The sequence below is a fragment of the Candidatus Pelagibacter sp. HIMB123 genome (assembly GCF_052048195.1).
In the GTDB taxonomy this organism is placed as follows: domain Bacteria; phylum Pseudomonadota; class Alphaproteobacteria; order Pelagibacterales; family Pelagibacteraceae; genus Pelagibacter.
Genome location: NZ_JBNAIL010000017.1, coordinates 1 through 25,772, shown reverse-complemented (window position 1 = coordinate 25,772; position 25,772 = coordinate 1). Strand labels below are relative to the sequence as shown.

Annotated in this window: 29 protein-coding genes, 1 tRNA gene and 1 pseudogene; 13 read left to right on the top strand and 18 right to left on the bottom strand. The window is 27.5% G+C overall.

All coding sequences use genetic code 11. The features are described from left to right. Positions 1–78 precede the first annotated feature (78 nt). The 4 genes from ACTTBL_RS04585 (at position 79) to ACTTBL_RS04570 (ending at position 3,113) form a co-directional block, all read left to right on the top strand. Positions 79–516, top strand: coding sequence for a Fur family transcriptional regulator (locus ACTTBL_RS04585; protein ID WP_440643813.1), 438 nt, complete (start codon positions 79–81; stop codon positions 514–516). 95 nt (positions 517–611) lie between these two features. Further along, on the top strand, positions 612–1,028 hold the full coding sequence (locus ACTTBL_RS04580; protein ID WP_014953887.1) for a rubrerythrin family protein: 417 nt from the start codon (positions 612–614) through the stop codon (positions 1,026–1,028). A gap of 157 nt (positions 1,029–1,185) precedes the next feature. Then, positions 1,186–2,517 carry a (Fe-S)-binding protein gene (locus ACTTBL_RS04575; RefSeq protein ID WP_440643812.1) on the top strand — a complete coding sequence of 444 codons (1,332 nt, stop codon included), beginning with the start codon at positions 1,186–1,188 and terminating at the stop codon, positions 2,515–2,517. A 2-nt stretch (positions 2,518–2,519) separates the two neighbouring features. Continuing rightward, positions 2,520–3,113 carry a DUF3501 family protein gene (locus ACTTBL_RS04570; RefSeq protein WP_440643811.1) on the top strand — a complete coding sequence of 198 codons (594 nt, stop codon included), beginning with the start codon at positions 2,520–2,522 and terminating at the stop codon, positions 3,111–3,113. Here the strand turns inward: ACTTBL_RS04570 and ACTTBL_RS04565 are convergent. Genes ACTTBL_RS04565 through ubiE form a run of 6 tightly spaced genes read right to left on the bottom strand, consistent with a single transcriptional unit; the run spans position 3,110 to position 8,225 of the window. Next, entirely contained in the window at positions 3,110–3,559 is a 450-nt protein-coding gene (locus tag ACTTBL_RS04565) for an SH3 domain-containing protein (RefSeq protein ID WP_440643810.1), read from the bottom strand. The genes ACTTBL_RS04570 and ACTTBL_RS04565 overlap by 4 nt on opposite strands. After that, positions 3,550–4,305 (bottom strand): HesA/MoeB/ThiF family protein, encoded by a 756-nt coding sequence (locus tag ACTTBL_RS04560; RefSeq protein ID WP_440643809.1) that lies wholly within the window; start codon positions 4,303–4,305, stop codon positions 3,550–3,552. The genes ACTTBL_RS04565 and ACTTBL_RS04560 overlap by 10 nt, the downstream gene beginning before the upstream one ends. After that, complete coding sequence (gene dut, locus ACTTBL_RS04555; RefSeq protein WP_440643808.1) at positions 4,302–4,739, bottom strand: dUTP diphosphatase; 438 nt, start codon at positions 4,737–4,739, stop codon at positions 4,302–4,304. The genes ACTTBL_RS04560 and dut overlap by 4 nt, the downstream gene beginning before the upstream one ends. Continuing rightward, positions 4,739–5,944 (bottom strand): bifunctional phosphopantothenoylcysteine decarboxylase/phosphopantothenate--cysteine ligase CoaBC, encoded by a 1,206-nt coding sequence (gene coaBC / locus ACTTBL_RS04550; protein ID WP_440643807.1) that lies wholly within the window; start codon positions 5,942–5,944, stop codon positions 4,739–4,741. The genes dut and coaBC overlap by 1 nt, the downstream gene beginning before the upstream one ends. Before the next feature lie 8 nt (positions 5,945–5,952). Then, positions 5,953–7,521: a 2-polyprenylphenol 6-hydroxylase gene (ubiB, locus tag ACTTBL_RS04545; protein WP_440643806.1), complete on the bottom strand. Its 1,569-nt coding sequence runs from the start codon at positions 7,519–7,521 to the stop codon at positions 5,953–5,955. Continuing rightward, complete coding sequence (gene ubiE, locus ACTTBL_RS04540; protein ID WP_440643805.1) at positions 7,521–8,225, bottom strand: bifunctional demethylmenaquinone methyltransferase/2-methoxy-6-polyprenyl-1,4-benzoquinol methylase UbiE; 705 nt, start codon at positions 8,223–8,225, stop codon at positions 7,521–7,523. Before ubiE ends, ubiB begins: the two co-directional genes overlap by 1 nt. 29 nt (positions 8,226–8,254) lie before the next feature. Between ubiE and mutM the strand changes: the two genes are divergently transcribed. The 4 genes from mutM to dnaN all read left to right on the top strand — a co-directional run bounded on the left by mutM (position 8,255) and on the right by dnaN (position 12,236). Then, positions 8,255–9,118, top strand: a complete 864-nt coding sequence (mutM, locus tag ACTTBL_RS04535) for a bifunctional DNA-formamidopyrimidine glycosylase/DNA-(apurinic or apyrimidinic site) lyase (RefSeq protein WP_440643804.1) — start codon at positions 8,255–8,257, stop codon at positions 9,116–9,118. A 50-nt stretch (positions 9,119–9,168) separates the two neighbouring features. Then, entirely contained in the window at positions 9,169–9,429 is a 261-nt protein-coding gene (gene rpsT, locus ACTTBL_RS04530; protein WP_440643803.1) for a 30S ribosomal protein S20, read from the top strand. A gap of 286 nt (positions 9,430–9,715) precedes the next feature. Further along, positions 9,716–11,134 carry a chromosomal replication initiator protein DnaA gene (dnaA, locus tag ACTTBL_RS04525; RefSeq protein WP_440643802.1) on the top strand — a complete coding sequence of 473 codons (1,419 nt, stop codon included), beginning with the start codon at positions 9,716–9,718 and terminating at the stop codon, positions 11,132–11,134. Further along, positions 11,124–12,236, top strand: coding sequence for a DNA polymerase III subunit beta (gene dnaN / locus ACTTBL_RS04520; protein ID WP_440643801.1), 1,113 nt, complete (start codon positions 11,124–11,126; stop codon positions 12,234–12,236). The genes dnaA and dnaN overlap by 11 nt, the downstream gene beginning before the upstream one ends. Here dnaN and ACTTBL_RS04515 read toward each other — a convergent pair. The 4 genes from ACTTBL_RS04515 to argH are packed head-to-tail and all read right to left on the bottom strand — an operon-like array spanning position 12,233 to position 15,680. Further along, positions 12,233–12,934 carry a lysophospholipid acyltransferase family protein gene (locus ACTTBL_RS04515; protein ID WP_440643800.1) on the bottom strand — a complete coding sequence of 234 codons (702 nt, stop codon included), beginning with the start codon at positions 12,932–12,934 and terminating at the stop codon, positions 12,233–12,235. The two genes, dnaN and ACTTBL_RS04515, sit on opposite strands and share 4 nt — an antisense overlap. Positions 12,935–12,946: 12 nt before the next feature. Beyond that, positions 12,947–14,161 (bottom strand): diaminopimelate decarboxylase, encoded by a 1,215-nt coding sequence (gene lysA / locus ACTTBL_RS04510; protein ID WP_440643799.1) that lies wholly within the window; start codon positions 14,159–14,161, stop codon positions 12,947–12,949. Then, positions 14,161–14,292 (bottom strand): hypothetical protein, encoded by a 132-nt coding sequence (locus ACTTBL_RS04505; RefSeq protein ID WP_023854463.1) that lies wholly within the window; start codon positions 14,290–14,292, stop codon positions 14,161–14,163. Before ACTTBL_RS04505 ends, lysA begins: the two co-directional genes overlap by 1 nt. Further along, complete coding sequence (argH, locus tag ACTTBL_RS04500; RefSeq protein WP_440643798.1) at positions 14,289–15,680, bottom strand: argininosuccinate lyase; 1,392 nt, start codon at positions 15,678–15,680, stop codon at positions 14,289–14,291. Before argH ends, ACTTBL_RS04505 begins: the two co-directional genes overlap by 4 nt. A 24-nt stretch (positions 15,681–15,704) precedes the next feature. Here argH and ACTTBL_RS04495 point away from each other — a divergent pair, with 24 nt between their 5' ends. Continuing rightward, the gene (locus ACTTBL_RS04495; protein ID WP_440643797.1) at positions 15,705–16,214 is read left to right on the top strand and encodes a TlpA family protein disulfide reductase; all 510 of its coding nucleotides are present in this window, start codon (positions 15,705–15,707) and stop codon (positions 16,212–16,214) included. On the opposite strand, the gene ACTTBL_RS04490 is transcribed toward ACTTBL_RS04495, so the two are convergent. Further along, a complete protein-coding gene (locus tag ACTTBL_RS04490) occupies positions 16,211–16,414 on the bottom strand; it encodes a twin transmembrane helix small protein (protein ID WP_440643796.1) in 204 nt (67 codons plus the stop codon). The genes ACTTBL_RS04495 and ACTTBL_RS04490 overlap by 4 nt on opposite strands. Positions 16,415–16,463: 49 nt before the next feature. On the opposite strand from ACTTBL_RS04490, the gene ACTTBL_RS04485 reads away from it, so the two are divergent. Both ACTTBL_RS04485 and ACTTBL_RS04480 read left to right on the top strand, forming a co-directional pair. After that, complete coding sequence (locus ACTTBL_RS04485; protein WP_440643795.1) at positions 16,464–17,114, top strand: alpha/beta hydrolase; 651 nt, start codon at positions 16,464–16,466, stop codon at positions 17,112–17,114. 47 nt (positions 17,115–17,161) lie between these two features. Then, positions 17,162–17,731, top strand: coding sequence for an HNH endonuclease (locus tag ACTTBL_RS04480; RefSeq protein WP_023854458.1), 570 nt, complete (start codon positions 17,162–17,164; stop codon positions 17,729–17,731). On the opposite strand, the gene ACTTBL_RS04475 is transcribed toward ACTTBL_RS04480, so the two are convergent. Genes ACTTBL_RS04475 through ACTTBL_RS04465 form a run of 3 tightly spaced genes read right to left on the bottom strand, consistent with a single transcriptional unit; the run spans position 17,728 to position 19,328 of the window. Beyond that, positions 17,728–18,261: a demethoxyubiquinone hydroxylase family protein gene (locus ACTTBL_RS04475; RefSeq protein WP_440643794.1), complete on the bottom strand. Its 534-nt coding sequence runs from the start codon at positions 18,259–18,261 to the stop codon at positions 17,728–17,730. The two genes, ACTTBL_RS04480 and ACTTBL_RS04475, sit on opposite strands and share 4 nt — an antisense overlap. Continuing rightward, positions 18,245–18,730, bottom strand: coding sequence for a disulfide bond formation protein B (locus ACTTBL_RS04470; RefSeq protein ID WP_440643793.1), 486 nt, complete (start codon positions 18,728–18,730; stop codon positions 18,245–18,247). Before ACTTBL_RS04470 ends, ACTTBL_RS04475 begins: the two co-directional genes overlap by 17 nt. Next, positions 18,723–19,328: a YqaA family protein gene (locus ACTTBL_RS04465; protein ID WP_440643792.1), complete on the bottom strand. Its 606-nt coding sequence runs from the start codon at positions 19,326–19,328 to the stop codon at positions 18,723–18,725. Before ACTTBL_RS04465 ends, ACTTBL_RS04470 begins: the two co-directional genes overlap by 8 nt. A gap of 62 nt (positions 19,329–19,390) precedes the next feature. Here ACTTBL_RS04465 and ACTTBL_RS04460 point away from each other — a divergent pair. Both ACTTBL_RS04460 and ACTTBL_RS04455 read left to right on the top strand, forming a co-directional pair. After that, positions 19,391–19,475, top strand: a tRNA-Leu gene (locus tag ACTTBL_RS04460). Between the two features lie 7 nt (positions 19,476–19,482). Further along, positions 19,483–21,213 (top strand): AMP-dependent synthetase/ligase, encoded by a 1,731-nt coding sequence (locus ACTTBL_RS04455; protein WP_440643791.1) that lies wholly within the window; start codon positions 19,483–19,485, stop codon positions 21,211–21,213. Positions 21,214–21,568: 355 nt separating this feature from the next. Here the strand turns inward: ACTTBL_RS04455 and ACTTBL_RS04450 are convergent, their stop codons facing one another. The 4 genes and pseudogenes from ACTTBL_RS04450 to ACTTBL_RS04435 all read right to left on the bottom strand — a co-directional run bounded on the left by ACTTBL_RS04450 (position 21,569) and on the right by ACTTBL_RS04435 (position 25,629). Further along, positions 21,569–22,456 carry a CarD family transcriptional regulator gene (locus tag ACTTBL_RS04450; protein ID WP_440643790.1) on the bottom strand — a complete coding sequence of 296 codons (888 nt, stop codon included), beginning with the start codon at positions 22,454–22,456 and terminating at the stop codon, positions 21,569–21,571. Continuing rightward, positions 22,413–22,739, bottom strand: a complete 327-nt coding sequence (gene fdxA, locus ACTTBL_RS04445) for a ferredoxin FdxA (protein WP_075484280.1) — start codon at positions 22,737–22,739, stop codon at positions 22,413–22,415. The genes ACTTBL_RS04450 and fdxA overlap by 44 nt, the downstream gene beginning before the upstream one ends. Next, on the bottom strand, positions 22,736–23,146 hold the full coding sequence (locus ACTTBL_RS04440; protein ID WP_440643789.1) for a TerB family tellurite resistance protein: 411 nt from the start codon (positions 23,144–23,146) through the stop codon (positions 22,736–22,738). Before ACTTBL_RS04440 ends, fdxA begins: the two co-directional genes overlap by 4 nt. A 1-nt stretch (position 23,147) precedes the next feature. Beyond that, positions 23,148–25,629: pseudogene (locus ACTTBL_RS04435) on the bottom strand (helicase-related protein). Positions 25,630–25,772 lie beyond the last annotated feature (143 nt).

Here is a 25,772-nt window from a genome sequence, read left to right as displayed (position 1 = left end):
TAATACTTGATTTAATGCTAATATAATATAATAAAACATTATATTTTTATTCATACTTTAGAATAATTATAAACAATTATGGCAAAAAACTGCAATTTTATTGAAAAATTAAGAGAACTAGGGCTTAGACCTACAAAACAAAGAGTTAAAATGTGTGAGCTCTTATTCAATAGAGAAAAAACTTTTCATTTCACAATAAATGATCTTGTTAAAATGATATCAGAAGAAATGAATGAGAAGATATCCTTGGCCACAGTTTATAACACAGTTCATGCATTTGAAAAAAAAGGATACCTAAAAGAAATTTCAATTAACAGTGATAAAAGTTATTTTGATACCAATACATCTGTACATCATCATTTTTATGATGAAGACACTAATGAGTTAATAGATTGCGATGAAAATGATATTGATCCTGTTAATATAAAAAAAAATATTACTGGAAAAAAAATAAATTCAGTTGAAGTTTTGGTTAAAGTTGCGAGTGATAATCAAAATCAAAAAAAATTTAATTAAATCAATAATTTAAAATCTACATTATAATAATTCTAAACTGTTGACATATTTCATATAACTATTATATGGTGAGTAACATTTAAAAGGAGAAAATAATGTCTTTAAAAGGAAGTAAAACAGAAGAAAACTTAAAAGCAGCATTCGCTGGAGAAAGTCAAGCAAATAGAAGATATCTTTATTTTGCACAAAAAGCAGACATCGAAGGTTACAATGATGTAGCTACAGTTTTTAGATCAACAGCAGAAGGTGAAACTGGTCACGCTCACGGTCATTTAGAATACTTAGAGCAAGTTGGTGACCCTGCTACAGGAAAACCAATTGGTGAAACTAAAGCTAACTTAGCTTCAGCTATCGAAGGTGAAACTCATGAGTACACAGATATGTACCCTGGTATGGCTAAGACTGCTAGAGAAGAAGGCTTTGAGGAAATAGCAGACTGGTTTGAAACTTTAGCTAAAGCTGAAAAATCGCACGCTGGTAAATTCCAAAAAACTTTAGAGTCTATTAGCTAATCAAATTTCTTAGTGGGCGTTCAACGCCCACTAAAAACAATTCAAATTTAAAATTTTATAAAATGGTAGAGCAAATTGTACAAATACTTAAGGATTGGTTTAATGAACCCGTTGTTCTGGTTTCTTTATCATTAATTATTATTTCTAAATTAGTCATATGAGCAAAGAAGGCAGTTTAGGTGCACCTATAAGACATCCTATAGATTTTGAGCATCCTGATTTTTTAAATCCAGAAAAGTTAGACGCTGAAATGAGAAGAGTTTTTGATATCTGTCACGGATGCCGAAGATGCTTTAATCTCTGCGATTCATTTCCAAAGCTATTTGACATGATTGATGAATCTAAAAATGAAGATGTTGAAAGCCTATCTAGTGATCAATTTGCTCCTGTCGTAGATGCATGTACTTTATGTGATATGTGTTTTATGACTAAATGCCCATATGTTCCACCTCATGATTTTGATTTGGATTTTCCACATTTAATGCTGCGATATAGAACAGCTCAAAAAAAATTAGGTAAATTGCCAAGCATACCAACACAATTAGCTCAAATAGATCGAAACGCTAAAATTGGTGTTATGTTCTCTAAAATAGTTAACTGGGCATCAAATATTAAAAATAAATTAATCAGAAAAATCTTAGAATTAATTACTGGAATAGATAAAAGAGTTCAGTTACCAAAATATAACTCAGAAACTTTTTCAAATTTTTTTAAAAAAAATAAAGATAAAATAAATTATCAAACACCTTCTAAAAATAGAAAAGTTGTTATCTATTCAACTTGTTTTGTAAATTTTAATAAAAAAAATACGGGTGTTGCTGCTTTAAAAGTTTTAAAAAAAAATGGTGTAGAAGTTCAGGAGGCTTACCCTGGTTGTTGTGGAATGCCATTTTTAGAGCAAGCAGATCTGCCAAAAGTTGTTGAACAAGCAAAAAAAGTTTCTAAGGATTTAATCGAATGGATTGATAAAGGATATAAAGTGGTAACCTTAACAGCTAGTTGTGGATTGATGTTAAAATTTGAGTGGCCCTTGTTATTACCAAATGATGAAAAAATAAAAAAATTATCTGCGAATGTTATGGATATTGATGAGTATGTCGTGGATATCGCAAACAATGAGGGATTAGCAGAAGGATTAAATGAGATTGATGGAGGTGTAACTGTGCATCACGCTTGTCATGCTAGAGCACAGAACATGGGTATCAAAGCAAGAGATATGTTAAAATTAATTCCAAACGTTAAAATTGATGTAGTTGAAAGATGTGCAGGTCATGGAGGAACTTTTGGAGTAATGAAAGAAACTCATGATCTAGCAAATAAAGTTGGAAGACCTACAGCTAGACAAATAAAAACTAAAAATAATAAGTATATGGCTTCTGATTGTCCTTTAGCTGGTAAACATTTAAAACAGTTAGAAGTTGATACAAACATATCTAATGATGAGGCACTACATCCTATCGAATTAATGGCAAAAAGTTATAACTTATGATCATGCCGAGAGAAAAAAGAGAAATTCAAAAAGAAGACATCATACCTTTAGATGTTTATATAGAAAAGAGACGTGAATTAAGAAAAAGTATTGTTGATTATAAAAAAAATAGAAGAGTTGCTTTAGGTCCTTATGCGACTTTTTATTTTGAAAGTTATGAAACAATGTTAGCTCAAGTACAAGAAATGCTATACATTGAAAAAGGTGGTGATGAGCAACTTCAAGATGAGTTATCTGCGTACAATCCTTTAATACCTAACGGCAAAGAACTTACAGCAACTTTAATGTTTGAAATAGATAATCCTATTTCAAGGGCTGCGTTTCTTGGAAAAGTTGGTGGAATAGAAGAAACAGTATTTATGAAAATAAATGGTGAGAAAATTAAAGCGGTTCCCGAAGAAGATGTTGATCGAACCTCTGCTGAAGGAAAAGCTTCTTCTGTACAGTTTATTCACTTTAATTTTACTGATGATCAAATAGAAAAATTTCAATCCAATAGCTCAGAAATTGAGCTTGGTATTGATCATAAGGAATATTCTCATAGCACAAAATTATCTAAAGAAAATATAGCCTCTTTATCTGCTGATTTTAATTAATTTAGTCCCCAAATATCATCTGTTTTAATCCAACCTTCAAATTCTTCAGATGTAACTTTGCACCAATTTTGTTCACATTTTTCTATAATTAATAATCTTCCCTCTTTAATTTGAGCAACTGGTTTAGCAAAAGATGTAGGTTTCTTAAATAAAACTTTATCTTTTGTGGCTATTACTGAATTACTTTTTTTTAACTGTGAAATATGAATCCATCCACTGTTATTTTTTAAATCTATAATTCGCCTGAAATTTTCTTTTTTATCAATTTGTTTTAATGGAAGATTTATTTTTTTATAAACGTATTTAATATCAGATTCAAAACTTGGCCCGTAGCGAACATTTACTTTATTTTTTTTAAGAGAGACAAAAATTTCATCAGCAAACGAAATGTGAGTAAAAAATAATAAAAAAAATACTATATAAATTTTTTTTACTATTAATTGCATAGACATTTTTTTCTTTTATTAATTTTTGCTTTTCTGAAATTTAAATTCAATAGATCTAGAATTAGAATGTGTCCATTTAAATTTTGTCCAATATTTAATATTTTTTTTAAAACTTCATTTGCCTGCAATGTACCTATTGTGCCTGCAACAGTTCCTAAAATTCCCTCATATTCACAATTTAAAATTTCATCAGATATTGTGTCTTCTTGATAAAAACATCTCAAGCAAGGATCTTTTTTGTTGGTAAAATTAAAAGTAAAAATGTGTCCATCAAACTTACTAATAGCACCAGTGACTAGAAATTTTTTATATTTTAAACTTAAATCATTTATTAAAAATTTACTTTCAAAGTTATCAGTCCCATCAACGATATAGTCATAATTTTTAATAATTTTTTCAAATGTATTTTTATTTAATTTTAAATTAAAAATATTTATTTTTGTTTTTGGATTAATTTTATTTAATTTTTTTTTTGCAATCTTTACTTTTGATTGATTTATATCTTTTTCATTATATAGACCTTGTCTGTGAATATTAGAGAGACTTACAGTATCATGATCTGCAATCCCAAGTGTACCAATACCCGATCTAGTTAAAAATTCTGCTACTGGGCAACCTAGACCACCTATACCAACTATCAAGACTTTTGAAGATAAAATTTTTTTTTGACCTAACGCCCCAATATTTTTAAGAATTATTTGTCTTGAGAATTTCTCTATTTCTTTTTTGTTTAAATTTTTGCTCATTTTCCTGTTGAGCCAAACCCACCCTCTCCTCTAATTGTTTCTGGTAGATCATCAGTTTCCTCGAGATCCATCTTAATTACAGGAGTTAAAATCATTTGTGCTATTCTATCCTTATTATTTATCAAGAAATCATTTTTCCCGTGATTAAATAGAATTACTTTTATTTCTCCCCTGTAATCACTATCAATAGTTCCAGGTGTATTTAAAACACTTATACTGTTTTTTGCAGCTAAACCAGATCTTGGCCTTATTTGGATTTCAAAATCACTTGAAAATGCAACAGCAAGGCCTGTTGGAACTAAACATGATGAGTTTGGTTTAAGATTGATGGGTTCTTTCACTAATGCCATCAAATCCATGCCAGATGCACCTTCTGTTTTGTAAGCAGGTAATTCAACTGCAGGGTCTAACTTTTTGATAAGAACTTTCGCCATTAATTTAATTGATCAAGTATTCTATCAACTATTTCATCAGAAATTCCAGATTTTTTTTTGTATGAAAGTTTTTCTTTTTTAACGTCTCTGTTTTTATAATGAATTGTTACCTCATTATAATCAGAATTAAATCCTATATCTTTATTTGATACATCATTAGAAATTATCCAGTCGCAATTTTTCTTGTTTAATTTTTCCTCTGCATTTTTATCAATCTCATTAGTTTCTGCTGCAAATCCAATGACAAGATCAGGTCTCATGGAGTTATGGTTAGACACATAATGAAGTATGTCTACATTCTTTTCTAAATTTAAGTATAAATTCTCTTGTTTTTTAATTTTATTTTCATATTTTTTATTAATTTTAAAATCAGCTACAGCAGCAGAAAAAATTGCTACATCAACAGGTAAATATTCTTGAGTGGCAACTAACATTTCATCTGCTGTTTCAACTTTTATAAGATTAATATCTTTAGTTATTTCAAGATTAGTTGGACCTGATATTAATGTTGTATCAAAACCTTTTTTGGATAATGATTTTGCTAATTCGTATCCTTGTTTGCCACTTGATTTATTCGTAATAAAACGAACTGGATCTATGTACTCATTAGTTGGACCTGCTGTAACTAATGCTTTAAATTTTTTGTTATTTTTTTGAGTTAAGAAATATTTATCAACTTCTTCAGCAATTACTGATGGGTCTGACATTTTACCCTCTCCATATTCACCACATGCCATATCACCAACCTCTGGACCAATTAGTTTATATCCAAACTCCTTTAATTTTTTTATATTTGTTTTAGTAGTTGGATGCTCCCACATTCTTACATTCATTGCTGGTGCTAAAATAGTGTCTTTATCTGAAGCCAAAACAACAGTGGATGCTAAATCATCAGTTGTTCCTTGAGCCAGTTTTGAAATTGAATTTGCCGTTGCAGGTGCAATTACGATTATATCTGCCCATCTTGAAAGCGAGATATGGTCCATTTCAGCCTCATTTTCTACACTAAATAAATCGCTGTAAACTTTACCTTGAGAAAGTGATGTTACTGAAAGTGGTGTTACAAACTCTTTTGCACTTGCTGTAAGAATTGTCTTTATTTCTGCACCATTCTTTTTAAAGAGCCTAATTGTTTCAAGACTTTTATAAGCAGATATTCCTCCACAGATAATAAATAGTATTTTTTTATTTAACAAATTTTTCATTTGCAGAATTAAAATACTATAAGGCCAAAAATTACAAGAAGTAATAAACCAATAATAGATTGATTTCTAAATGCTATCATTTCTGATTTCTTATCATTCAGAGCAGTATAAGAATTTGAATTTTGTGGAATTTGACCACTAGCTAAAAACGTTAATGCTTGATTTGCTTTATCCATAATCTCAGGAAATTCTGGCAAACGTTTAATAACTTCAGATGTATTTTTTAAAGTTTCATTTAAATTATTAATTGGGTCTTTTGTTTCTTTAAGCCAATTTTCTAGTACAGGCTTTGAAGTTGTCCAAATATTTGTGTTTGGATTTAATTTTCTTGCCACACCTTCAACAACAACCATGGTTTTTTGCAACATTAATAATTGAGGTTGAGTTTGCATATTAAATTTTTCTGTTACATCAAACAGTTGTTTGAGTAATTTACCTCCTGAAATATCTTTCACTTCTTGACCAAATATAGGCTCACCAATTGATCTCAAAGCTTGAGCCAGATCATCAATTGGTACTTCTTTAGGAACTAATCCAGCCACTAAATGAACCTCAGCTACTTTTCGATAATCTCTTTGAATAAATCCAAATAAAATTTCTGCTAAAAACCTTTTACTAAGTTTATCTAATCTCCCCATAATCCCAAAATCTATAGGTACAATCTGGCCACTATTATCAACAAAAATATTTCCTTGATGCATGTCTGCATGAAAAAAACCATCTCTTACAGCATGTCTCAAAAAATGCTGGATAATATCTTCTGCTATTTTATTGGTATCTAAATTTCTTTTCTTTAACTCCTCAGCTTCCCTTATTGAAATTCCATCTATCCAATCTAAAGTCATTACATTTTCACTAGTAAAATTCCAATAAATCTCAGGAACTTTAAACCCAGCATCATTTTTAGTATTTTCTGCATATTCATTTGCTGCAGCAGCTTCAAATCTTAAATCCATCTCAAGATTAGTTATTTCTTTAAGTAAAAAAACAACTTCAACTAGTTTTAATCTTTTTGTTTTTTTTACAAATGACTCAATAATAAATGCAAATAACATCATCGCATCTATTTCTTCATTGAATATTTTTTTTATATTTGGTCTTAAAATTTTTATTGCCACATCTTTAATAGTTCCATTGTCATTTATTTTTGCTTTATGAACTTGTGCAATTGATGCAGCAGCAACTGGTTCACTTAAATCAATTATTGAATTAAAAGCATCAACTCCAAGATCTTCTTTAATAATTTCTTTTGCTTCATGAATTGAAAAAGGGGGTAATCGATCTTGAAGTTTTTCTAGCTTTAAAGATAATTCTTCTCCAATTATATCAGGTCTTGTAGCAAGAAATTGCCCAAGTTTGATGAAAGTTGTACCCATAGATTCTAATGACCTAGATAGTCTTTCACCATCATCTTCAATTAAATTATTTTGTTCTCTTTTTTCAAATGAAATAGATAATATTTGGAATAATATTGTTATAGCTAAAGGAGGTTTTTTAAACTTTGATGCAATTTTTAAAATATCTGATTTTGCAATTTTTCTTCCTAATTTAAATAAAGTAATAAGTTTTTTAATCATTAAATTTTCCAACCACTATGAATTGAAACAATACCACCAGAAAGATTTCTATAAGAACATTTATGAAAATTATTTTTTTCCATTAACTCTATTAATTCGTCTTGATTAATAAATTGTTTAATACTTTTGATTAAATATTCGTAAGGTTCTTTTTCTCCAACTACAAACTGGCCAATGATAGGAATGAGTCTTGAATAATTTTTATATATAAAATCAAGATTTGAGTTTTGAATCTTCGAAAATTCTAGACATAGATAGCGTCCACCAGGCTTTAAAACTCTATAGGCTTCTGAAAGTGCTTTATTTAAATTTTTAGTATTTCTTAACCCAAAGCTAATAGTGTAATAATCAAATGAATTGTCTGTTATTGGTAATTTTTCTGCTGGAGAAATAACCCATTTTACATTTTTGTAATTAGATAATTTTTGCTTTCCTTGACTAACCATTCCTTTATTAGGATCTACACAAGTAATTTCAGCCTCTTTATTTGTACTATCTAAAAATAACTTTCCAACATCCCCCGTCCCACACGCAACATCTATTAATTTTCTACTAACTCTCGGATTCATCATATTGATTAAACTTTTTTTCCAATATCTATGTACACCCATAGACATAAAGTCATTCATCAAGTCATATTTGTTGTAGACCTGATTAAATACATTTTCTACAAGTCCTTTTTTATTTTGAAGATTTTGTTGCATAAAAAAATATATATTGAATATAGTATCAAATGCCAGAATTACCAGAAGTAGAAATTGTTAGACAATCCCTTCATAAAAAGATCAAAAAAAAAAGCATAAAAAAAGTAATAATTAGAAACAGGAATTTAAGGTTTAAAATACCAAGTGATTTTGAAAGTTTTCTTAAAAATAAAAAAATAATTGAAGTTAGTAGATTTTCTAAATATTTGATTATCCATTTTCAAAATGAAGATTATTGTTTAATCCATTTAGGAATGTCAGGAACAATTCACATTCTTGATAATAAAAAACCTCTTAAATTTACGAATACTAGTTTTTATCATTCACCCTTTTTACCTAAAAAACACAATCATGCAGAGTTTATATTTGATAGTTTGAAAGTAATTTATAATGATCCAAGACGATTTGGATTTTTTGAAATAATTAATAATTATCAAGATCTACAGAAAAGATTTAAATCAATGGGACCTGAACCATTTAGTGATAAATTTAACTTAAATTATGTAGTTAATTATTTTAAGAAAAAAAATAAGGATATAAAAAGTTTCTTACTTGATCAAAGATTTGTTTCTGGAATAGGTAATATTTATGCAAGTGAAATTCTTTTCGCCAGTAAAATAAATCCATTTAAAAAGGCAAAAAGACTTAATAAAAATGAATGTTTAAATATTATATTTAATTCTAAGAAAATACTTCAACAGGCAATTAATAAGGGAGGTTCAAGTATAAGAGATTTTAAAGATATCTCAGGTAACAAAGGTACCTTCCAAAAAGAGTTTAAAGTCTATCAGCAAGACGGAGCCGATTGTAAGCGTAAGAATTGCAAAGGCAAAATAAAAAAAAAAATAACATCAAATAGGTCGACTTTTTTTTGTGTTTCTTGTCAAAAATAGTTAAATATTTAGTTGACCACTATAAATTCTCAAGCTATACCCCTGCGCAGATGGCAAACACAAAATCAGCAATTAAGAGAATTAGAAGAATTTCTAAACAAACTGCGGTCAATAAAGCTAGAAAGAGCAGGTTTAAAAACGCCCTTAAGAAAATGAACCTTCTGATTGATGGTAAAAAGAAAGATGAAGCACTAAAATTTTTACCAAAGTTCAACTCTGAGTTGATGAAAATTGCAAAAACAGGAATAATAAAAAAACAAAACGCTTCTAGAAATGTTTCCAGAATAACAAAAAAAATTGCTGCAATCTAAAAACCAGCATTAAGTTTTCTAACAACTCTTGGTATCTACATCATATATTTAAACTTTTTTTACACTTACTATATTTTGATTTAGTAAATATTTGAATGCTAACCATTCAATCTATATTTGATTCAATCTATATTTGATTCAATTTAAAATTTTAATTTCACATCAAAATTTAAATTTATCTGTAACATTATCAATCACAATCATAGATTTTATTTTTTTTTAATTTTTTTTATTAACTTGTTGCAAATTTTTTTAAATCGTTCTAATTGAGATTTCCCCTTAAGTTATGAATAAATTAACAAATACAAAAGATATTAATAATTTTTCTTCTGAAGGCTTTGAATGGAAGCAAGTACAGAATGAAATGAAAAATAAACTTGGCTTAGAAGTTTATGAGAGCTGGTTAAAAAAGATTTCTTTTGTAGAGGAATTCAATAATTACTTATTATTATCAGTTCCAACAAGATTTATTAGAGACTGGATTACATCAAGGTATTTAGACCAAATATTAAAAATAATTAAAGTTTATAAAAAAGACATTATTAGAATTGAGTTCAAAATAGTTGAAAAAGCTCAAGATATCACTTTAAAAGAAAATAGTATTAAAGAAAAAAATACTAATGAAAATGTTTCATTTATAAAAGACTCTTATCTTCAGTATAATCGAATTGATCCAAATAAAAGATTTGATAATTTTATTACAGGTTCAAGTAATAAATTAGCTTACGAAGCTTCTTTAAAAGTTTCAGAAAATATATCTCACTATAATCCACTTTATATTTATGGTGGTGTTGGAATGGGAAAAACTCACTTATTAAATTCAATAGGTTTAGAGCTTAAAAAAAATAATAAAGTAATGTTTATTTCTGCAGAACGTTTCATGTATCAGTTTGTAAAATCAATTAAATCAAACGACATGGTTAAGTTTAAAGAGTATTTTAGAAATACAGATATTTTATTAATCGATGATATCCAGTTTATAAGTGGAAAAGAGGCCATGCAGGAGGAGTTCTTTCATACATTTAATGCATTACTTGATAAGGGATCTCAAATAATTGTATCGGCTGATCGATCACCAAACAAACTATCAAGGATTCAAGAAAGAATAAAATCAAGATTTTCTGGCGGATTAGTTGTTGATATTCAAAAGCCAGACCTTGACCTAAGAAAAAAAATAGTTGAAAAAAAAACTGAAGAATTGAATGCCTTGTATTCTGAACAATTGCAAGTTTCTAGAGAAATTCAAGATTTTATAAGTAATGAAATAACTGGAAGTGTAAGGGAATTAGTTGGTGCAATAAACAGAGTTGTTTCATTTTCAAGAATTTACAACAAAGTTCCAAATCTTGCAGAGACTAAAGTAGTTTTAAAGGATTTATTAAATTTAGCAGAAAATAAGGTTACAATAGATCTAATTCAGACAATTGTTTGTAAGTTTTTTAAAATCAGCAAAAATGAGATGTTATCATCTAGAAGATCAAGATATTTAGTAAGACCTAGGCAAACAGCAATTTATTTAACTAAAATTTTGACTTCTAAATCATTACCTGAAATTGGAAGAGAATTTTCTAACCGAGACCATACAACGATAATTCATTCAGTAAAAACTATTGAAAAGATAAAAGAAAAAGATCCTGAGATGGTAGATAATATAAATAAATTAAAAAACCAGATTTTATATAATAATAAAGAAAATGAAATTTAACGTTAATCAACAAGACCTCCAGCAAGCATTAAATTATTGCCAAGGGGTTATTGAGAAAAGAAGTACATTACCAATACTTTCTAATATTTTGTTAGATGCAAGTAATTCAAAACTTACTATCACAGCGACTGATCTAGATTTAATATTTATACATCAATTAAATAATGTAGAGATTCTAGAGGAGGGCAAAACAACCACAACCTCCTCAATCATGTATGATATTATAAGAAAGTTTAATTCAGGAAAAAAAATAAATCTTTCTTTAACAGATATAAGCAAATTACAAGTAGAGTCTGAAAAATCTATTTTTAATTTGAATTGCATAAGTGCAACAGAGTTTCCATTGACAGATGAAAATTTTAATCAAAATGAATTTATAATTAAATCAAAACAATTATTAAAATTATTAAATAAGTGTAAATTTTCAGTTTCTAATGACGAAACAAGGCATTACCTAAGTGGAATTTATTTTCATCAAACAGAAGTTGAAGATAAAAATTATTTAACAGCAGTTGCAACTGATAGTCATAGAATGTCTATTTCAAAAGTTAGATTAGAAGAAAAAATTGATTTTGATCCAATAATTTTACCTAAAAAAACAATTTTTCAACTTTGTTCTTTATTAGATAGCTATGACGGAGATGTAAAAGTTTCAAATGTAAAATCAAAAATAAAATTTGAATTAAATAATAGTATTTTAATCTCAAAACTTATTGATGGAAAATTTCCTAATTACATTCAAGTTATACCTAAAAATAATCAAAAAAAATTAGAAATAGACTTAAAATTATTTTTGAATTCTGTTGATAGAGTAGCATCTGTTTCATTAGATAAAAAAGATGGTGTGAAATTCAATTTATCTAAAGATACTTTAAATCTTTCAGTAAATAATACTAACAGTGGTGATGGTAAAGAAACTCTAAGTGTTAAGTTTGATCATGACTTAGAGATAAGTTTTAACTCTAGATATTTAATAGATGTTGCTTCACAACTAGATGGAGATAGAGTTGAAATTTTCTTTAATGATAGTGGTTCACCAGCACTAATAAAAGATCCGGGTGATTTTGATAGTATTTTTGTTGTTATGCCTATGAAGGGCTAATTAATTAAATCTAACTCTGAGTAAATATTTTTTTCAAGAATTTGAATAAAATTTTCTTTTGTTAAACCAGAAGGAATTGGTTTTAGAATAGAGATTGTAATAGTTCTATTGGATTTTTTTTCACCTTTTTTAGGCCATACATATCCTGAGTTAATTGCAACTGGCTGACAAGCAACATTTAGTTCTTCATAAATTCTCGAAGCACCTTTTTTAAAAGGTGGTCTTTCATCTGGAAGAACTCTAGTTCCCTGAGGAAAAATAATTAAAGGTCTATTAGAAGTAGCCATCATTTTTGAAATATCATCAAAAAAACCCAAGTTATCTTTTGTAACCTTGTTTCTTTTTATTGAAATTGATCCTATTTTTTTTAAGTACCAACCAAATATTGGAATTAACAATAATTCTTTTTTTAGAATAAACACAGGTGAGTTAAAGATTGTTTGTAAATAAAAAGTTTCAAACATTGATTGATGAGATGCTGCTATAAAAAATTTTTCATTATTAATAATATTTTCTCTTCCTTTGATTGAAATTTTTACTGAAAGAATAAACCTTAAACAAAAACTGGCCCAATGGCCCATTAATTTACCTCCTAACAGAACAACCTGTTTAGGCAAAAAAAATGATGGTAAAAAAATTATCGAAATGAAGATGATTCCAGTGAAAAACAATATTGAAAATAAAAAGTTTCTTATCATTTTTGTCAAAAGCTAAATTATATCTTTATGCTTTTGTCTTTTTCTTATTACTTTAATTTTTGATCCTTTTATTAATAATTCTACTGGTTTAGGTCTTAAATTATAGTTCGAGCTTAGTGACATTCCATAAGCACCCACATCACATATCGCTATTAAATCTTTTTCATTCAACACTTGAAATTTTTTTAATGTAACAAATTTATCTGTACTTTCACAAATAGGACCTACAAATTCATATGGTTTTTTAGATGTTTTGTTAGATTTTGTAACGGGTAAGGTTTTATGAAACGCACCATACAAAGCAGGTCTCATTAAATCGTTCATTGCTGCATCTAAAATTATAAATTTTTTACTTCCGCTATCTTTTATATAGATTATTTTTGACACTAATGTCCCGGTATCGCCAATAATTGATCTCCCTGGCTCAAATATAATTTTAACTTTATGTTTTCTTAAAAATTTAAGAATAGCTGTGTTGTATTTTTTATAATTAAGTTTTTTATTTTTATCAGTGTAAGTAATGCCCATACCCCCACCTAAATCTATAAATTCAAATTTATGATTTGTTTTATTGAGAATTTGACTGACCGCTTTAAGCATTTTTTCATAAGGTCTATGGTCTAAAATTTGACTACCTATATGAACGCTTAGACATTTTAAATCAATATTTTTTGAATTCTTGCAATAATTTATAATTTCATAGAATGTATTTTTATTTACGCCAAATTTATTTTCTTTTTTCCCAGTGGATATTTGGCTTAATGTTTTTGCATCTGTATTAGGGTTTAGTCTTACACCAATTTTTATTCTTTTATTTTTTGATTTTGCTATTCGATTTATTTCTTTTATTTCACTTAAAGACTCTGCGTTAATAAGCAATATTTTTTTATCAATAGCAAAGCTGATTTCACTTGTTGTTTTACCAACACCAGAAAATACTATCTTGCTTGGATTAATTCCTGCTTTTAGTGCCATCATCAGTTCTCCTACTGAAACAACATCAGCACCTAATCCAAATTTTTTAATTTCTCGAATTATATTAACATTTGTGTTGGATTTGACTGCAAAGCAGATAAGTGGCGCAAAAGATCTAAAGCTTCTTTTAAAATTATTAATATTTTCTTTTAATTTAGAATAAGAATAAGAATAAAATGGAGTTCCAAATTTACTTGCAATTTTTTGGAGACTAATTTTTTCTATTGTTAATCTTCTATTTATGTATTTCATTAAGTTAAGTTAATTGAAACTTCATTTATTTCTGCTTTTTTATCTGGATCTACGTATTTAGGATCACCTTTCTTCCCACAAGAAATAACTACACAAAATAACAATATAATTATGGTAAATTTTTTTATCATTTTTCTTTTTTATATTTCATTATCATTTTTTTAATATTATCAAAAGAAGTTCCACCATAAGATTTTTTCGAATTAATTGAATTTTTTAAGTTAAATACTTTCAATACATCTTCTTTAAGTTTAGGTTCAATTTTTTTTAACTCATCTAAAGTTAATTCGTTTAACTTCTTTTTTCTTTTTTCAGCAAAATTAACTACAGCAGCAGTTTTTTGATATGCTTTTCTAAAAGACATCGAGTGATTTTTTACAAGATAGTCAGCCAAATCAGTTGCTGTAATGTATCCAGAATTAGCAAGCTCTAACATTTTATTCTTATTTGGATTGCAATTTTTTAGTACTTCATCAAAAATTTTTAAACAATTATTAAGATTATCGTTTGATTTAAAAACTATTTCCTTGTCGTCTTGTAAATCTTTAAAATAAGATAATGGTAAACCTTTTAAAATTGTAAGCATCGAAAATAAATTTCCATAAGCGCTTCCTGATTTTCCACGCAAATATTCTAAAAGATCAGGATTCTTCTTTTGTGGCATTATCGATGATCCAGTAACAACTTTATCAGATAAATTGATTAAGTTAAAACCATCAGAATTCCAAATAATTAACTCTTCAGCAATTCTAGAAATATGCATAGCACATACTGATGAAGCATATAAAAAATCTAAAACAAAATCCCTATCTGAAACTGTATCAATAGAATTATTTGTAGGTATTTTAAAACCAAGTTTTTTGGTTGTATAATTTCTATCTATATTAAATGATGTTCCTGCTAAAGCTGCAACACCTAAGGGATTTTCATTTAAACTGTTTAAATTATTAGAAAATCTCTTTTTGTCTCGATTAAACATTTCTACATAAGACATTAAATAATGTGCAAAAGAGATAGCTTGAGCATTTTTAAGATGTGTAAATCCAGGCATGATAGTCTCAACATTTTTTTCAGCTAACTTGATTGTGCTCTTAATAACTTTATTAATATTACTATTTATTTCGTTGGTCGAATTTTTCATCCAAATTTTAAAATCAGTAATTACTTGATCATTTCTTGATCTTGCAGTGTGAACATAGCCAGCTTCTTCACCTATAATTTGAAAAAGTCTTTTTTCGATATTCATATGAATATCTTCATATTTTTTATTAAACTCAAATTTATTTTTTGTGATTTCTTTATCAATTTTTGTTAGTCCATAAATAATTTTATTTTTTATTTTAAATGAAATTATTTTTTGTTTAAAAAGCATTTCAACATGAGCAATTGATCCCTGGATGTCTTCTTTGTAGAGTCTTTTATCAATATCTATTGAATTACCGACTTTTTGAAACAAACTTGATGCATTTTTTTTTATCCGTGAGTTCCAGATTGCTTGGTTGTTTTTATTTTTTGCCATGATATTTAATTATACCTATTTAACATGAGATTTTTAATAATATTTATTTTTTTGATAACAAATGCTGTAGCCGAACAACTACCTGGTATTAAAAATATTGTAATCCATAAAATACCAAAAACATATGATAATGTTATTTTTTTAGACAAAAATGATCAAAAAATTAATATCAATGAATATACTGGCAACTTATTGATATTAAATTTTTGGGCGACCTGGTGTGAACCTTGTAAAGATGAAATGCCATCTTTAGATAAACTCCAAGCTAACCCAGAATTCGATAAAATAAAAATTTTTCCAATTAATATTGGGAAAGAAACCTTAGAAAAAGTTAATAAATTTTTTATAGATCTTAACATTAAAAATTTTGAACCTTATTTTGATCCACCTACTACATTAGCAAAAATGTTTACTTTAAGAGGCGTCCCTACAACAATTCTAATTAATAAAGAGGGTCAAGAATTTGCTAGAATAATAGGTTCAATTGATTTTGAAGATACAAATTTCGTTAATTGGATAAAAAAATATAACTAATTTTTAAAAAAGTAAGCAAAGCCAACCAAAGCAAGAATAGCAATAAATTGTAGAAGAACTCTTAATTGCATTAATTTGTTTGAATATTTTTTACTAGTTTCTCCACCTTTAAAAAGAGTGCCTATACCTAAAATTAAAACTATTCCCACAGCAATCAAAAGAGCTATTGATAAAATTTTTACAAATATTCCTGATATCATATTTTTATTTTAGATTGTTTTTTGAAATAAAAAACATAATTTATCAACTATGACATTTTGCCTAGATTCAATAATTATTAAGCCAGAGGACGGTGTTGAAATTAAAAATGCTATTATTTTGCTTCATGGTTATGGAGGTGATGGAAAAGATATAAGCATGCTATCTTTAAACTGGAAAAGACATATGCCTAATACAGTCTTTATTTGTCCGAATGGTCATGAGGCATGTGTTATAAATTCATCTGGTTATCAGTGGTTTGATTTAACAAAAGAGGATTCTGATTACATATTAGAGCAATCAATTAAGGCTGAAGAAGTTTTAAAAAAATTTATTAATGAAATAAAACAAGAGTTTAAATTATCAAATAATCAAATCTGTCTATCAGGATTCAGCCAGGGATGCATGATGTCTTTAAATGTTGGTCTTACAGTTGAAGAAAAATTTTCATGTCTAGTTGGTTTTTCTGGAAAGATAATAAATCAAAAAGATTTAAAAAACAGAATCAAAAATAATACTGAAACATTACTTATACATGGAGAAGCTGATCAAATTGTCCCATCAACACATTTACTAGAAGCAAAAGATTTTTTAATTAGAAACAACGTTAAAGTTGATACATTATTAATAAAAAATTGTGATCATCATATTCCTATTGAAGCATCAAGTACAGCTTTAAATTTTATTTTAAAAAAACTTTAACATCTCTTATTATTGATAAAATTGTTTAACTAAGTTAAAATTAGTTAATGAACAATTTTATTGAACAAGATGTTTCATTAGAAAAGTGTCCTGCGCTAGTGCTCAATGCAGACTATAGACCTTTGAGTTACTACCCTTTGTCTTTATGGTCATGGCAGGATACTGTTAAATCAGTTTTCCTTGATCGAGTTATCATCGTTAGTAATTACGATAGAACTATAAGAAGTCCATCATTTAATATGAAATTACCAAGTGTCATCGCATTAAAGGATTACATTGTTCCTCAAAGCAAGCCGAGTTTTACTAGATTTAATGTGTTTTTAAGAGATAAATTTTCCTGTCAATATTGTGGAAGCAATGAAGAGTTAACTTTTGATCATTTATTGCCTAGATCAAAAGGAGGCGAAACTAATTGGGATAATGTTGTAACAGCTTGTTCTGCATGCAATGTGAAAAAGGGTGGAAAACTGTTAAAACATTCAGGTATGAAGTTGCATCAGTACCCTTATCGACCATCAACTGAAGATTTACATAAGAATGGCAAAAATTTTCCACCAAATTTTTTACATAAAAGCTGGATGGATTACTTATATTGGGACGTAGAGTTAGAGTCTTAAATTTTCTCAGAAATATTTATTGCAATTTTTGACCCAGTTTTAATAATTTTATCTAATATATAGTATGGACCTTCTTTTGTAGCACCCTTTTCATAGGCAATATCTTTATGACTTAATTCATCTTCTCTAAATTTAATTATTTTTTTTTTAAGTTTTGGTTCGCTATTATCAAGCTGTTTTATTTGGTTTAAATAATGCTCATCTATCACTTCTTCGACGGAAGCAGTGCAAAGCATAGCTGCTTTCTTACCAAGTAAAGTTGAACCAAAACCTAATCCTACACCTAATAAATCCCATAAGGGTAAAAATTTTGTCGGTTTTATATTTCTTTTTTTAATTTCTTCTTCAAAAAAATTAGAATGTTCTTTTTCATGTACCTTCATTTCTTCAATTGTTTTTTTTAAAGCTTCATCTTTAACTAATGTGTTTAGAGCAAGCAACTGTCCTTCATAAATTTTAACAGCACCACGCTCCCCAGCATGATCAACTCTAATAAATTGTTCTATTTTCTTTTTATTTATTGTTGTCATAACTTAAATAAGTTTTTGTTGTAAAATATACTATTAATATTGATATTATAATATTGTAACTTGTAAGCGATAATCCTAAAATTTTAAATGTAACATCTTTGCAGCTCACATTCTTTTCTTGCAACTGTCTTAATATGTCTTCTTTTGATAGTAAATTGGAGCCATTTTTTAAATCACAAACCAATGATTCTTCAATAAAACCTTGCTCAATACCTAAATGATATAAAGATAAAATAGTAGCAGCTAAAAAAATTAAAATAAGAAAAAGAATGAAATATTTTTCAAGATTAATAAATTTATAATTTAATACAATAATTATTAATGCTAAGAGGTATGGAATTCTTTCCAATATACATAAGTTACAGGGTTGATGACCTAAAACATATTCAATAAAAAATGCTGAAGATAAAGCAATAATACTAATAAAAAAAATTAATTTTAATGTAATTGTTTTGTTAATCTCAACCATTAAATTTAAAAAATAAATAAATAATAATAAATATTATAACTATAATAATTCCAATTATGGTGAACCATTTTGATCCATGTTTTTCCATGTACTCTGTAAATAATCCACCAAATCTATAAGATAAATAGGCAACTATGAAAAATCTCAGGCTTCTTGAAATTAAACTAACAATTATAAAAATAGGAAGATTAAAAGCAATTAAACCACTTGAAATCGTAAAGACTTTATAGGGTAATGGAGTAAAGCCAGCTAAAAAAAGAATACTCAGCCATGCGAGGAATCCACTACCTTCAGACATGCTTAATTTTAAATTTTCAACTTTATCTTGATAACCATAAAATTCGATTACATATATTGCTAAATCAAAAAACAAATATCCAATTAAATATCCAAAGATTCCTCCAAGAACTGAAAATATTGATGCTATTAAAAATATTTTCAAATATTCCTTTTTTTTAGCAATAACCATTGGGATTATCATTGCATCTGGAGGTATAGGAAAAAAAGAACTTTCTATAAAAGATACAAGCCCTAAATAAAAATTTGAACTTTTATGTGCGGCTAATTCTAAACATTTTTTGTAAAGTGTTTGAAACATTTTTTGGTTTTAATATAAATTTAGTTCTTATACTATTTAAATATAATTTAATTAAATACCCAGGGCGAATGGCGGAACTGGTAGACGCGCACGACTCAAAATCGTGTTTCGCAAGAAGTGAGAGTTCGATTCTCTCTTCGCCCACCAAGTAACTATGAATTTAAATAATTTAAATAATTTGATCGAATTATTTGTTAATCAAGCAAATAAACAAAATAAAAAAGATATTTTTTTAGAATGGCTAAACCCAAGCAATAAAAAAACATACACATGGGAACAAACTGAAAAAAATATTTTAAAATTATCAAAAGTTATTAAAGAAAATATAAAAGAAGGTGATAGATGTCTTTTGGTTTCAGAGAATAGACCAGAATGGTTTGTTTCTGATTTAGCAATTATGGTAGCTGGTGGAATTACAGTTCCAGCATATACAACCTACACAGAAGATGATTATAAGTATTTGATAGAAGATTGTGAACCTAGCCTGGTTGTTATTTCAAATAATGAAATGTTAAAAAAATTAAATAATTCAATTAATGAAAAAGACTTTATCAAAAAAGTTATTACTTTGGATGAAAAAACCAAGGTAACAAATAATTTAAATATAATTAACAAAGAAAAATATTTAGATTTTAATTTAATTATAAATAATAATTTATTAGCAGAAGATAAAATTGAAAATAATAAATTAAAAAGAAATTCTCCAGCATGCATCATTTATACTTCCGGAACTGGAGGTAATCCAAAAGGAGTAATTTTAAGTCATGGTGGAATTTTAAATAATCTCGTAGGAGCATGTGAAATTATGAAACCGTTATTTAACTCAAGACCAGTATTTTTAACTTGGCTTCCTCTTTCACACTCTTATGAGCATTGTGTTCAATTTGCACAGATAGCTGTAGGAGCAAAAGTATTCTATGCAGAAAAAATAGAAAAACTTTTAGAAAATATATCTGAGGCAAAACCCACTATTATGACAGCAGTTCCAAGGTTCTACCAAAATCTTTATAACAAAATAAACATGAATTTAAAAAAGCAGACAGGTTTTAAAGCAAAATTGATTGAAGCAACTCTTCGTTTGGGAAGAAAAAAACTATTAAATCTAAAAATGACATTTTCTGAAAAATTAATCAATTTTATAGTTGATAAATTAGTTAGAAAAAAAATAAAAAAACAGTTTGGTGGAAATTTGAAAGCTTTCGTTTCAGGGGGTGGGGCTCTAGACAAAGAAATAGGAGAATTTTTGAATTCTGTGGGACTGCCTACTCTTCAGGGTTATGGTTTAACAGAAACATCACCAGTAGTAAGTTGTAATCCAATACATAAAATTAAAGTGGAAACTGTAGGACCTCCATTTAAAGGAAATGAAGTTAAAATTGCTGAAGATGGAGAGATTTTAGTTAAAGGCGAAAATGTAATGCTAGGATATTGGAACAAAAAAGAAGAAACTGAAAAAGTAATTATAAATGGATGGTTACATACAGGTGATATTGGAGAGATAGATCCAAATGATGGTTATTTAAAAATTACTGATAGAAAAAAAGATATCATAGTAAGTGCTGGTGGAGATAACATTTCACCTGCTAAAATTGAAAATATGATTACGAATGAGCCAGAGATAGATCAATGTATGGTTTATGGTGATAAAAAAAATTACTTAGTTGCTTTAATTGTTCCTAATAAAGATTTTTTAAATGAAAAAGAAAAAATAAATAAAGTAATTGAAAAAATAAATAAAAAATTAACTTTATTAGAAAAGATAAAAAAAATTCAATTAATAGATGAAAATTTTTCTATTGAAAATGGTTTAATGACACCAACAATGAAAGTAAAAAGAAAAAAAGTTACAGAAAAATATAAAAATCAGCTAGAAAACCTTTATTAAAATATTTAATTTAAGTTGTTTATTAACCGCATAAACATTAACTAAATTAATAAAAAAAAGTTTTATAAAAATAAAAAGTTAAAAAAAATTTTTATAAAATTTAACTTTTAATTAAAGAATTGACATAACTTATAGAAAAAAATAAAAATATGTTAACAGCGAATCAATTTGATTCGTTTAACTAAAAAAGGGAGCTAAAGATGCCTAAGAAAAGAAAAAAAGCGGCAAAGAAAACTAAGAAAAAAGCTAAGAAAAAAGCTAAGAAAAAAGCAAAAAAAAGAAGAAGAAAATAGTAACTTAGTATTCTTTACAAAAAACGCTTCTCATTACAGTAGTGTGTGAGAGGCGTTTTTTTTTACTCGTCAATTGGTTCGTCGTTATCCGAAATTGGCTCGTCTACAGGTAGTTCGCTAGTTGGCGTTTTTGCAGGTGTCGCTGGTTGAGGTTGCCCACCTAAGTTTCTTTTGAGTGCTTTATCCAATTTTTTTTGAGTATCTTCTAATGATACATTCAAAACAATCTGAAATTCAGACAAAATTCTTTCATAAGCTTTTTCAAATAATTGTCTTTCACTATAAGACTGGTCAACCATAAGGTCATCACCTTTGTTTAAATCTCTGACAACCTCAGCTAATTCATATATTTTTCCAGAAGATATTTTTGCTTCATATTCTTGCGCTCTTCGACTCCACATTGATCTTTTAATTTTTGGTTTACTTTTTAAAATTGAAATACACTTGTTAACTTGATTAATAGTTGCTAACGGCCTCAAGTGAGACTGCTTGTTTACGGGGACCATTCCGTTAGCTTTGTCTTTTTCAAATTTAATAACATATGTTTCAACATCAATTCCACCAATATTGATCTTTTTAAATTCAGTAATTTGCCCTACCCCATGCTTTGGATAAACAACATGATCTTTAATTTTGTATTCTCTTTTTTCGGTTTCTTGCTTTTTAACTTTTTTTATTTCAGGTTTAACTTCATTTGTTTTTGAAATCCTTAAATTATCTACTTTTGGTTCAGCTGTAGTTTCTGTAATTTTAACAGCTTTTTTGGTTTTAGTTAATTTAGGTGTAACTTTTTTAACAACTTTTTTGATTTTTTTTGAAATTATTTTTTTAGCTTTTTTAGCTTTTTTAGTTTTTACAACTTTCTTTTTAGAAACTTTTTTTTTCACTTTTTTGTCTGTTTTGCCTTTAAAGATTTTCTTTAAAATATTTTTCGTACTTATTTTGCTCATTTTTAAATTTCTCGTGATCCGCTGGTGGATCTTTTTTTTCACTTATGTTAGGCCAGATTTCAGAATATTTTTTATTGATCTCTAACCATTTTTCACTTCCAGGTTCGGTGTCTGCTTTTATGGCATCGACAGGACATTCTGGCTCGCAAACGCCACAATCTATACACTCATCGGGTTTAATTACAAGCATATTTTTACCTTCGTAAAAGCAATCAACTGGGCAGACATCAACACAGTCTGTTAGCTTGCACTTAATACAATTGTCATTAACGATATATGTCATTCTAAATTTTGTTTAATTTTTTCTTTAATATCGCCCATTGTTTTATTGTCAATGTAAAGTAAACCCGCAAGTCGTCTCATTAAATTAGTTTCATATATATCAGCATCTTTGTTTGAATAGATTATGGACCACAAAGCCTCAATAATTTTAATTTTATCTTTCTCGGGCAACCCCTTTACTTCTCGAGTAAAGTCTAAAATTTGATTTGAGCTTTCTTCAATTTTTTTTGCTTCTTCAATTGTTTTAGAAACATTTTCATTTTTTATACCTAGCTCATTAAGTGTTCTTTTAATAATTTCTTCCTCTTTATCTGTATAGTTCTCATCTATTTTTGCAGCGTGAATTAATAAAGCACAAACTTTTATGAGAAAATTATTATTTTTTGTTTCTTCTTTTTTAAAAAACATTTTAATTTAAATTTAAATTCTTTAATATTTTAAATGGATTTTCGTTTGAGATCTTCTTTGTTGTAATTTTTTTAAATTTCTTATTAGGACTATATTTAAAAAATGTTTCATTTTCTTTTTCAAATATTTTATAATTCATTTTTTTGAAGTAATTTTTTGAAATTATCTTTACTACATCCTAAAAGATTTAACATTTCTGGAACTAATTTTATTTCAGAATTTTCCTTTGAACTAGAATTTATTATTAATACAAATAATCGTTCCAAAATATCAATTCTTACAAAAAAATTATCAAATCTTTCAAATCCACACAAAAGCATGAAGTTTTTATTTTTTATTTCTTTATCGTCTAAAAAATTCAAACCAAAGGTAGGTGGTTTTAAATTATGAAATTTTTGATAAAAATTTTTCCACAACAATGTTCGCAAAGATACTGCTTCTGGTTTAATTAATTGATAAAGAAAAACATGATATCTCCCAAACTTTACTCCTAAGTCTCTAAGAATTTTTCTTTCATTTTGTTCTAAGTTTTTTAGGTATTCAGAAACTTGATCTCGCTTTAATACTCCATTATTTTCATAGAGTTGGTATGCTAGTGCTTTAATTGACGAATTATTTTCTTTTATATTTTTTAAATCAATTAAACTTTTAAGAACGTTATTTATTTTTGAATGTATCCATTTATTAACATAGTCATTTAATTTCTGTTTAGTGTTTTGTTCAATGATATCATCAACAATTAAATCAAAATTAGGATTTAAATAATCATTACCCGTTGTTAATTTGGCAATTGGGAAATCATTCCAGTAAATTTTAAAATCTTCATTTAAATTAATTAATCCCGTATCAATTATTGATTGAACACGTTTTTCTAATTCCGGACCAATAGTTTGTCTTGCAGCTTTTTTTAAAGATTTAATATCAGTTTCCAAAGCACCTTTTTTTAAATCTAGTTCTAATTTTAGCCCTTTTATCTTTCCGATGAATTGATCGTCAATTTTAACATCATTGTTTTGTAAAATTTCAGTTTTAAATTCCATATCTTGTTTTAAACCTCTAGCGAGCACGCTTGCTCTTTTGTCAATAAAAGTTTTAGTAAGTTCTTCATGTAATCTGTCTGAAAGTCTATCTTCTAAGTGTTTAGTTTTTTCAATCCAATAACTTTGATTTTCTACCCAATTATTTTTATTCGAAACATATGACCAAGTTCTGACATTTGCAATTCTATTTGATAAAGAATCTACATTTCCATCTAATTTATCTAGTTTCATGAGCTGTAATCTCATATAATCTTCAGAAATTAGTCCTTTTTTACTAGTTAAAAATTTAAATACATTTCCTATAACTACAAAATGATTTCCATAAGTTTTTTTTACAAAATCAGGTATTTGGCAACATTCCCATAAGAGCATTAAAGTTTTCTTATTAAATTCTTTATTTAAAATTGTTTCATCTTTTAAAAAATATTTAAGTGCTTTTTCATCCTCACATTCATGAATTTTTCTTAGCCATTCCACTTGAGGTTTTTCCTCTAAACTTTTAATTAAACTTATTGGGTTATTGAAATTAAGATTTGAATTTCTCCAAAACAAAGTTCTTATTTCTTCAAATTTATGATTTTCTAATAATTCTACCTCCTCTGGAGATATTTCTTTACAATCACCAGTAATACCAAAACTTCCATCGTTAAGGTACCTGCCAGCTCTACCGGCTATTTGACCTATTTCAGATAAATTTAATCTTCTTAATTTTTTTCCATCAAATTTCTTAACATTTGAAAAATAAACGAAATCTAAATCCATGTTTATTCCCATCCCAATTGCATCTGTTGCAACTAGAAAATCAACATCCCCAGATTGATATAATTCAACTTGAGCATTTCTTGTTTTTGGACTCAGTGATCCCATTACAATAGCGGCACCACCCTTTTGTCTTCTTATTAATTCAGCAATGGCGTAAACCTCCTCTGCTGAAAACGCAATGATTGCTGTTTTTCTATCAATTCTTGATACTTTTTTATGACCAGCGTATGTAAGTTTAGATAATCTTTCTCTATTTATAAATTCAATATCTCCATCTAATTTTGAAATAATATTTTTAATGGTACTTGAGCCCATTAGCATTGTAAGTTTTTCCCCCCTCATATTTAAAAGTCTATCAGTAAAAATATGACCTCTTTCATGATCAGAGCACATTTGAATCTCGTCTACGCCAACAAACTCAAGATGCTTGTCAATCGGCATAGACTCCACTGTGCATAAAAAATATTTTGCATTAGATGGGATTATTTTTTCTTCTCCGGTTATAAGTGCAACTTTATCTAAACTTATTTTCTTGATTACTTTGTCATATACTTCTCTTGCAAGTAATCTAAGTGGAAATCCAATCATGCCACTCTCAAAAGAAAGCATGGTTTCGATAGCAAGATAGGTTTTGCCTGTATTTGTAGGACCGAGAACAGCTGTAATTTTATTTTTAGTCATTTCTATCTTTTGTGCTTCTTTTTTTTTACCTACCAGATATTGTTACTGCTAAAGAACAAAAATAGACTAAAACATGACCGAATCGGAGGGTAAAAAGTTCTCATTTTCTTTTAAATGTTAGTGAGATTATCATAAATAAGATT

Bases quoted from the DNA above. Each gene is read 5' to 3' on its own strand.
- ACTTBL_RS04585 (WP_440643813.1), top strand. From the start codon at position 79: ATGGCAAAAAACTGCAATTTTATTGAAAAATTAAGAGAACTAGGGCTT.
- ACTTBL_RS04580 (WP_014953887.1), top strand. From the start codon at position 612: ATGTCTTTAAAAGGAAGTAAAACAGAAGAAAACTTAAAAGCAGCATTC.
- ACTTBL_RS04575 (WP_440643812.1), top strand. From the start codon at position 1,186: ATGAGCAAAGAAGGCAGTTTAGGTGCACCTATAAGACATCCTATAGAT.
- ACTTBL_RS04570 (WP_440643811.1), top strand. From the start codon at position 2,520: ATGCCGAGAGAAAAAAGAGAAATTCAAAAAGAAGACATCATACCTTTA.
- ACTTBL_RS04565 (WP_440643810.1), bottom strand. From the start codon at position 3,559: ATGCAATTAATAGTAAAAAAAATTTATATAGTATTTTTTTTATTATTT.
- ACTTBL_RS04560 (WP_440643809.1), bottom strand. From the start codon at position 4,305: ATGAGCAAAAATTTAAACAAAAAAGAAATAGAGAAATTCTCAAGACAA.
- dut (WP_440643808.1), bottom strand. From the start codon at position 4,739: ATGGCGAAAGTTCTTATCAAAAAGTTAGACCCTGCAGTTGAATTACCT.
- coaBC (WP_440643807.1), bottom strand. From the start codon at position 5,944: ATGAAAAATTTGTTAAATAAAAAAATACTATTTATTATCTGTGGAGGA.
- ubiB (WP_440643806.1), bottom strand. From the start codon at position 7,521: ATGATTAAAAAACTTATTACTTTATTTAAATTAGGAAGAAAAATTGCA.
- ubiE (WP_440643805.1), bottom strand. From the start codon at position 8,225: ATGCAACAAAATCTTCAAAATAAAAAAGGACTTGTAGAAAATGTATTT.
- mutM (WP_440643804.1), top strand. From the start codon at position 8,255: ATGCCAGAATTACCAGAAGTAGAAATTGTTAGACAATCCCTTCATAAA.
- rpsT (WP_440643803.1), top strand. From the start codon at position 9,169: ATGGCAAACACAAAATCAGCAATTAAGAGAATTAGAAGAATTTCTAAA.
- dnaA (WP_440643802.1), top strand. From the start codon at position 9,716: ATGAATAAATTAACAAATACAAAAGATATTAATAATTTTTCTTCTGAA.
- dnaN (WP_440643801.1), top strand. From the start codon at position 11,124: ATGAAATTTAACGTTAATCAACAAGACCTCCAGCAAGCATTAAATTAT.
- ACTTBL_RS04515 (WP_440643800.1), bottom strand. From the start codon at position 12,934: ATGATAAGAAACTTTTTATTTTCAATATTGTTTTTCACTGGAATCATC.
- lysA (WP_440643799.1), bottom strand. From the start codon at position 14,161: ATGAAATACATAAATAGAAGATTAACAATAGAAAAAATTAGTCTCCAA.
- ACTTBL_RS04505 (WP_023854463.1), bottom strand. From the start codon at position 14,292: ATGATAAAAAAATTTACCATAATTATATTGTTATTTTGTGTAGTTATT.
- argH (WP_440643798.1), bottom strand. From the start codon at position 15,680: ATGGCAAAAAATAAAAACAACCAAGCAATCTGGAACTCACGGATAAAA.
- ACTTBL_RS04495 (WP_440643797.1), top strand. From the start codon at position 15,705: ATGAGATTTTTAATAATATTTATTTTTTTGATAACAAATGCTGTAGCC.
- ACTTBL_RS04490 (WP_440643796.1), bottom strand. From the start codon at position 16,414: ATGATATCAGGAATATTTGTAAAAATTTTATCAATAGCTCTTTTGATT.
- ACTTBL_RS04485 (WP_440643795.1), top strand. From the start codon at position 16,464: ATGACATTTTGCCTAGATTCAATAATTATTAAGCCAGAGGACGGTGTT.
- ACTTBL_RS04480 (WP_023854458.1), top strand. From the start codon at position 17,162: ATGAACAATTTTATTGAACAAGATGTTTCATTAGAAAAGTGTCCTGCG.
- ACTTBL_RS04475 (WP_440643794.1), bottom strand. From the start codon at position 18,261: ATGACAACAATAAATAAAAAGAAAATAGAACAATTTATTAGAGTTGAT.
- ACTTBL_RS04470 (WP_440643793.1), bottom strand. From the start codon at position 18,730: ATGGTTGAGATTAACAAAACAATTACATTAAAATTAATTTTTTTTATT.
- ACTTBL_RS04465 (WP_440643792.1), bottom strand. From the start codon at position 19,328: ATGTTTCAAACACTTTACAAAAAATGTTTAGAATTAGCCGCACATAAA.
- ACTTBL_RS04455 (WP_440643791.1), top strand. From the start codon at position 19,483: ATGAATTTAAATAATTTAAATAATTTGATCGAATTATTTGTTAATCAA.
- ACTTBL_RS04450 (WP_440643790.1), bottom strand. From the start codon at position 22,456: ATGAGCAAAATAAGTACGAAAAATATTTTAAAGAAAATCTTTAAAGGC.
- fdxA (WP_075484280.1), bottom strand. From the start codon at position 22,739: ATGACATATATCGTTAATGACAATTGTATTAAGTGCAAGCTAACAGAC.
- ACTTBL_RS04440 (WP_440643789.1), bottom strand. From the start codon at position 23,146: ATGTTTTTTAAAAAAGAAGAAACAAAAAATAATAATTTTCTCATAAAA.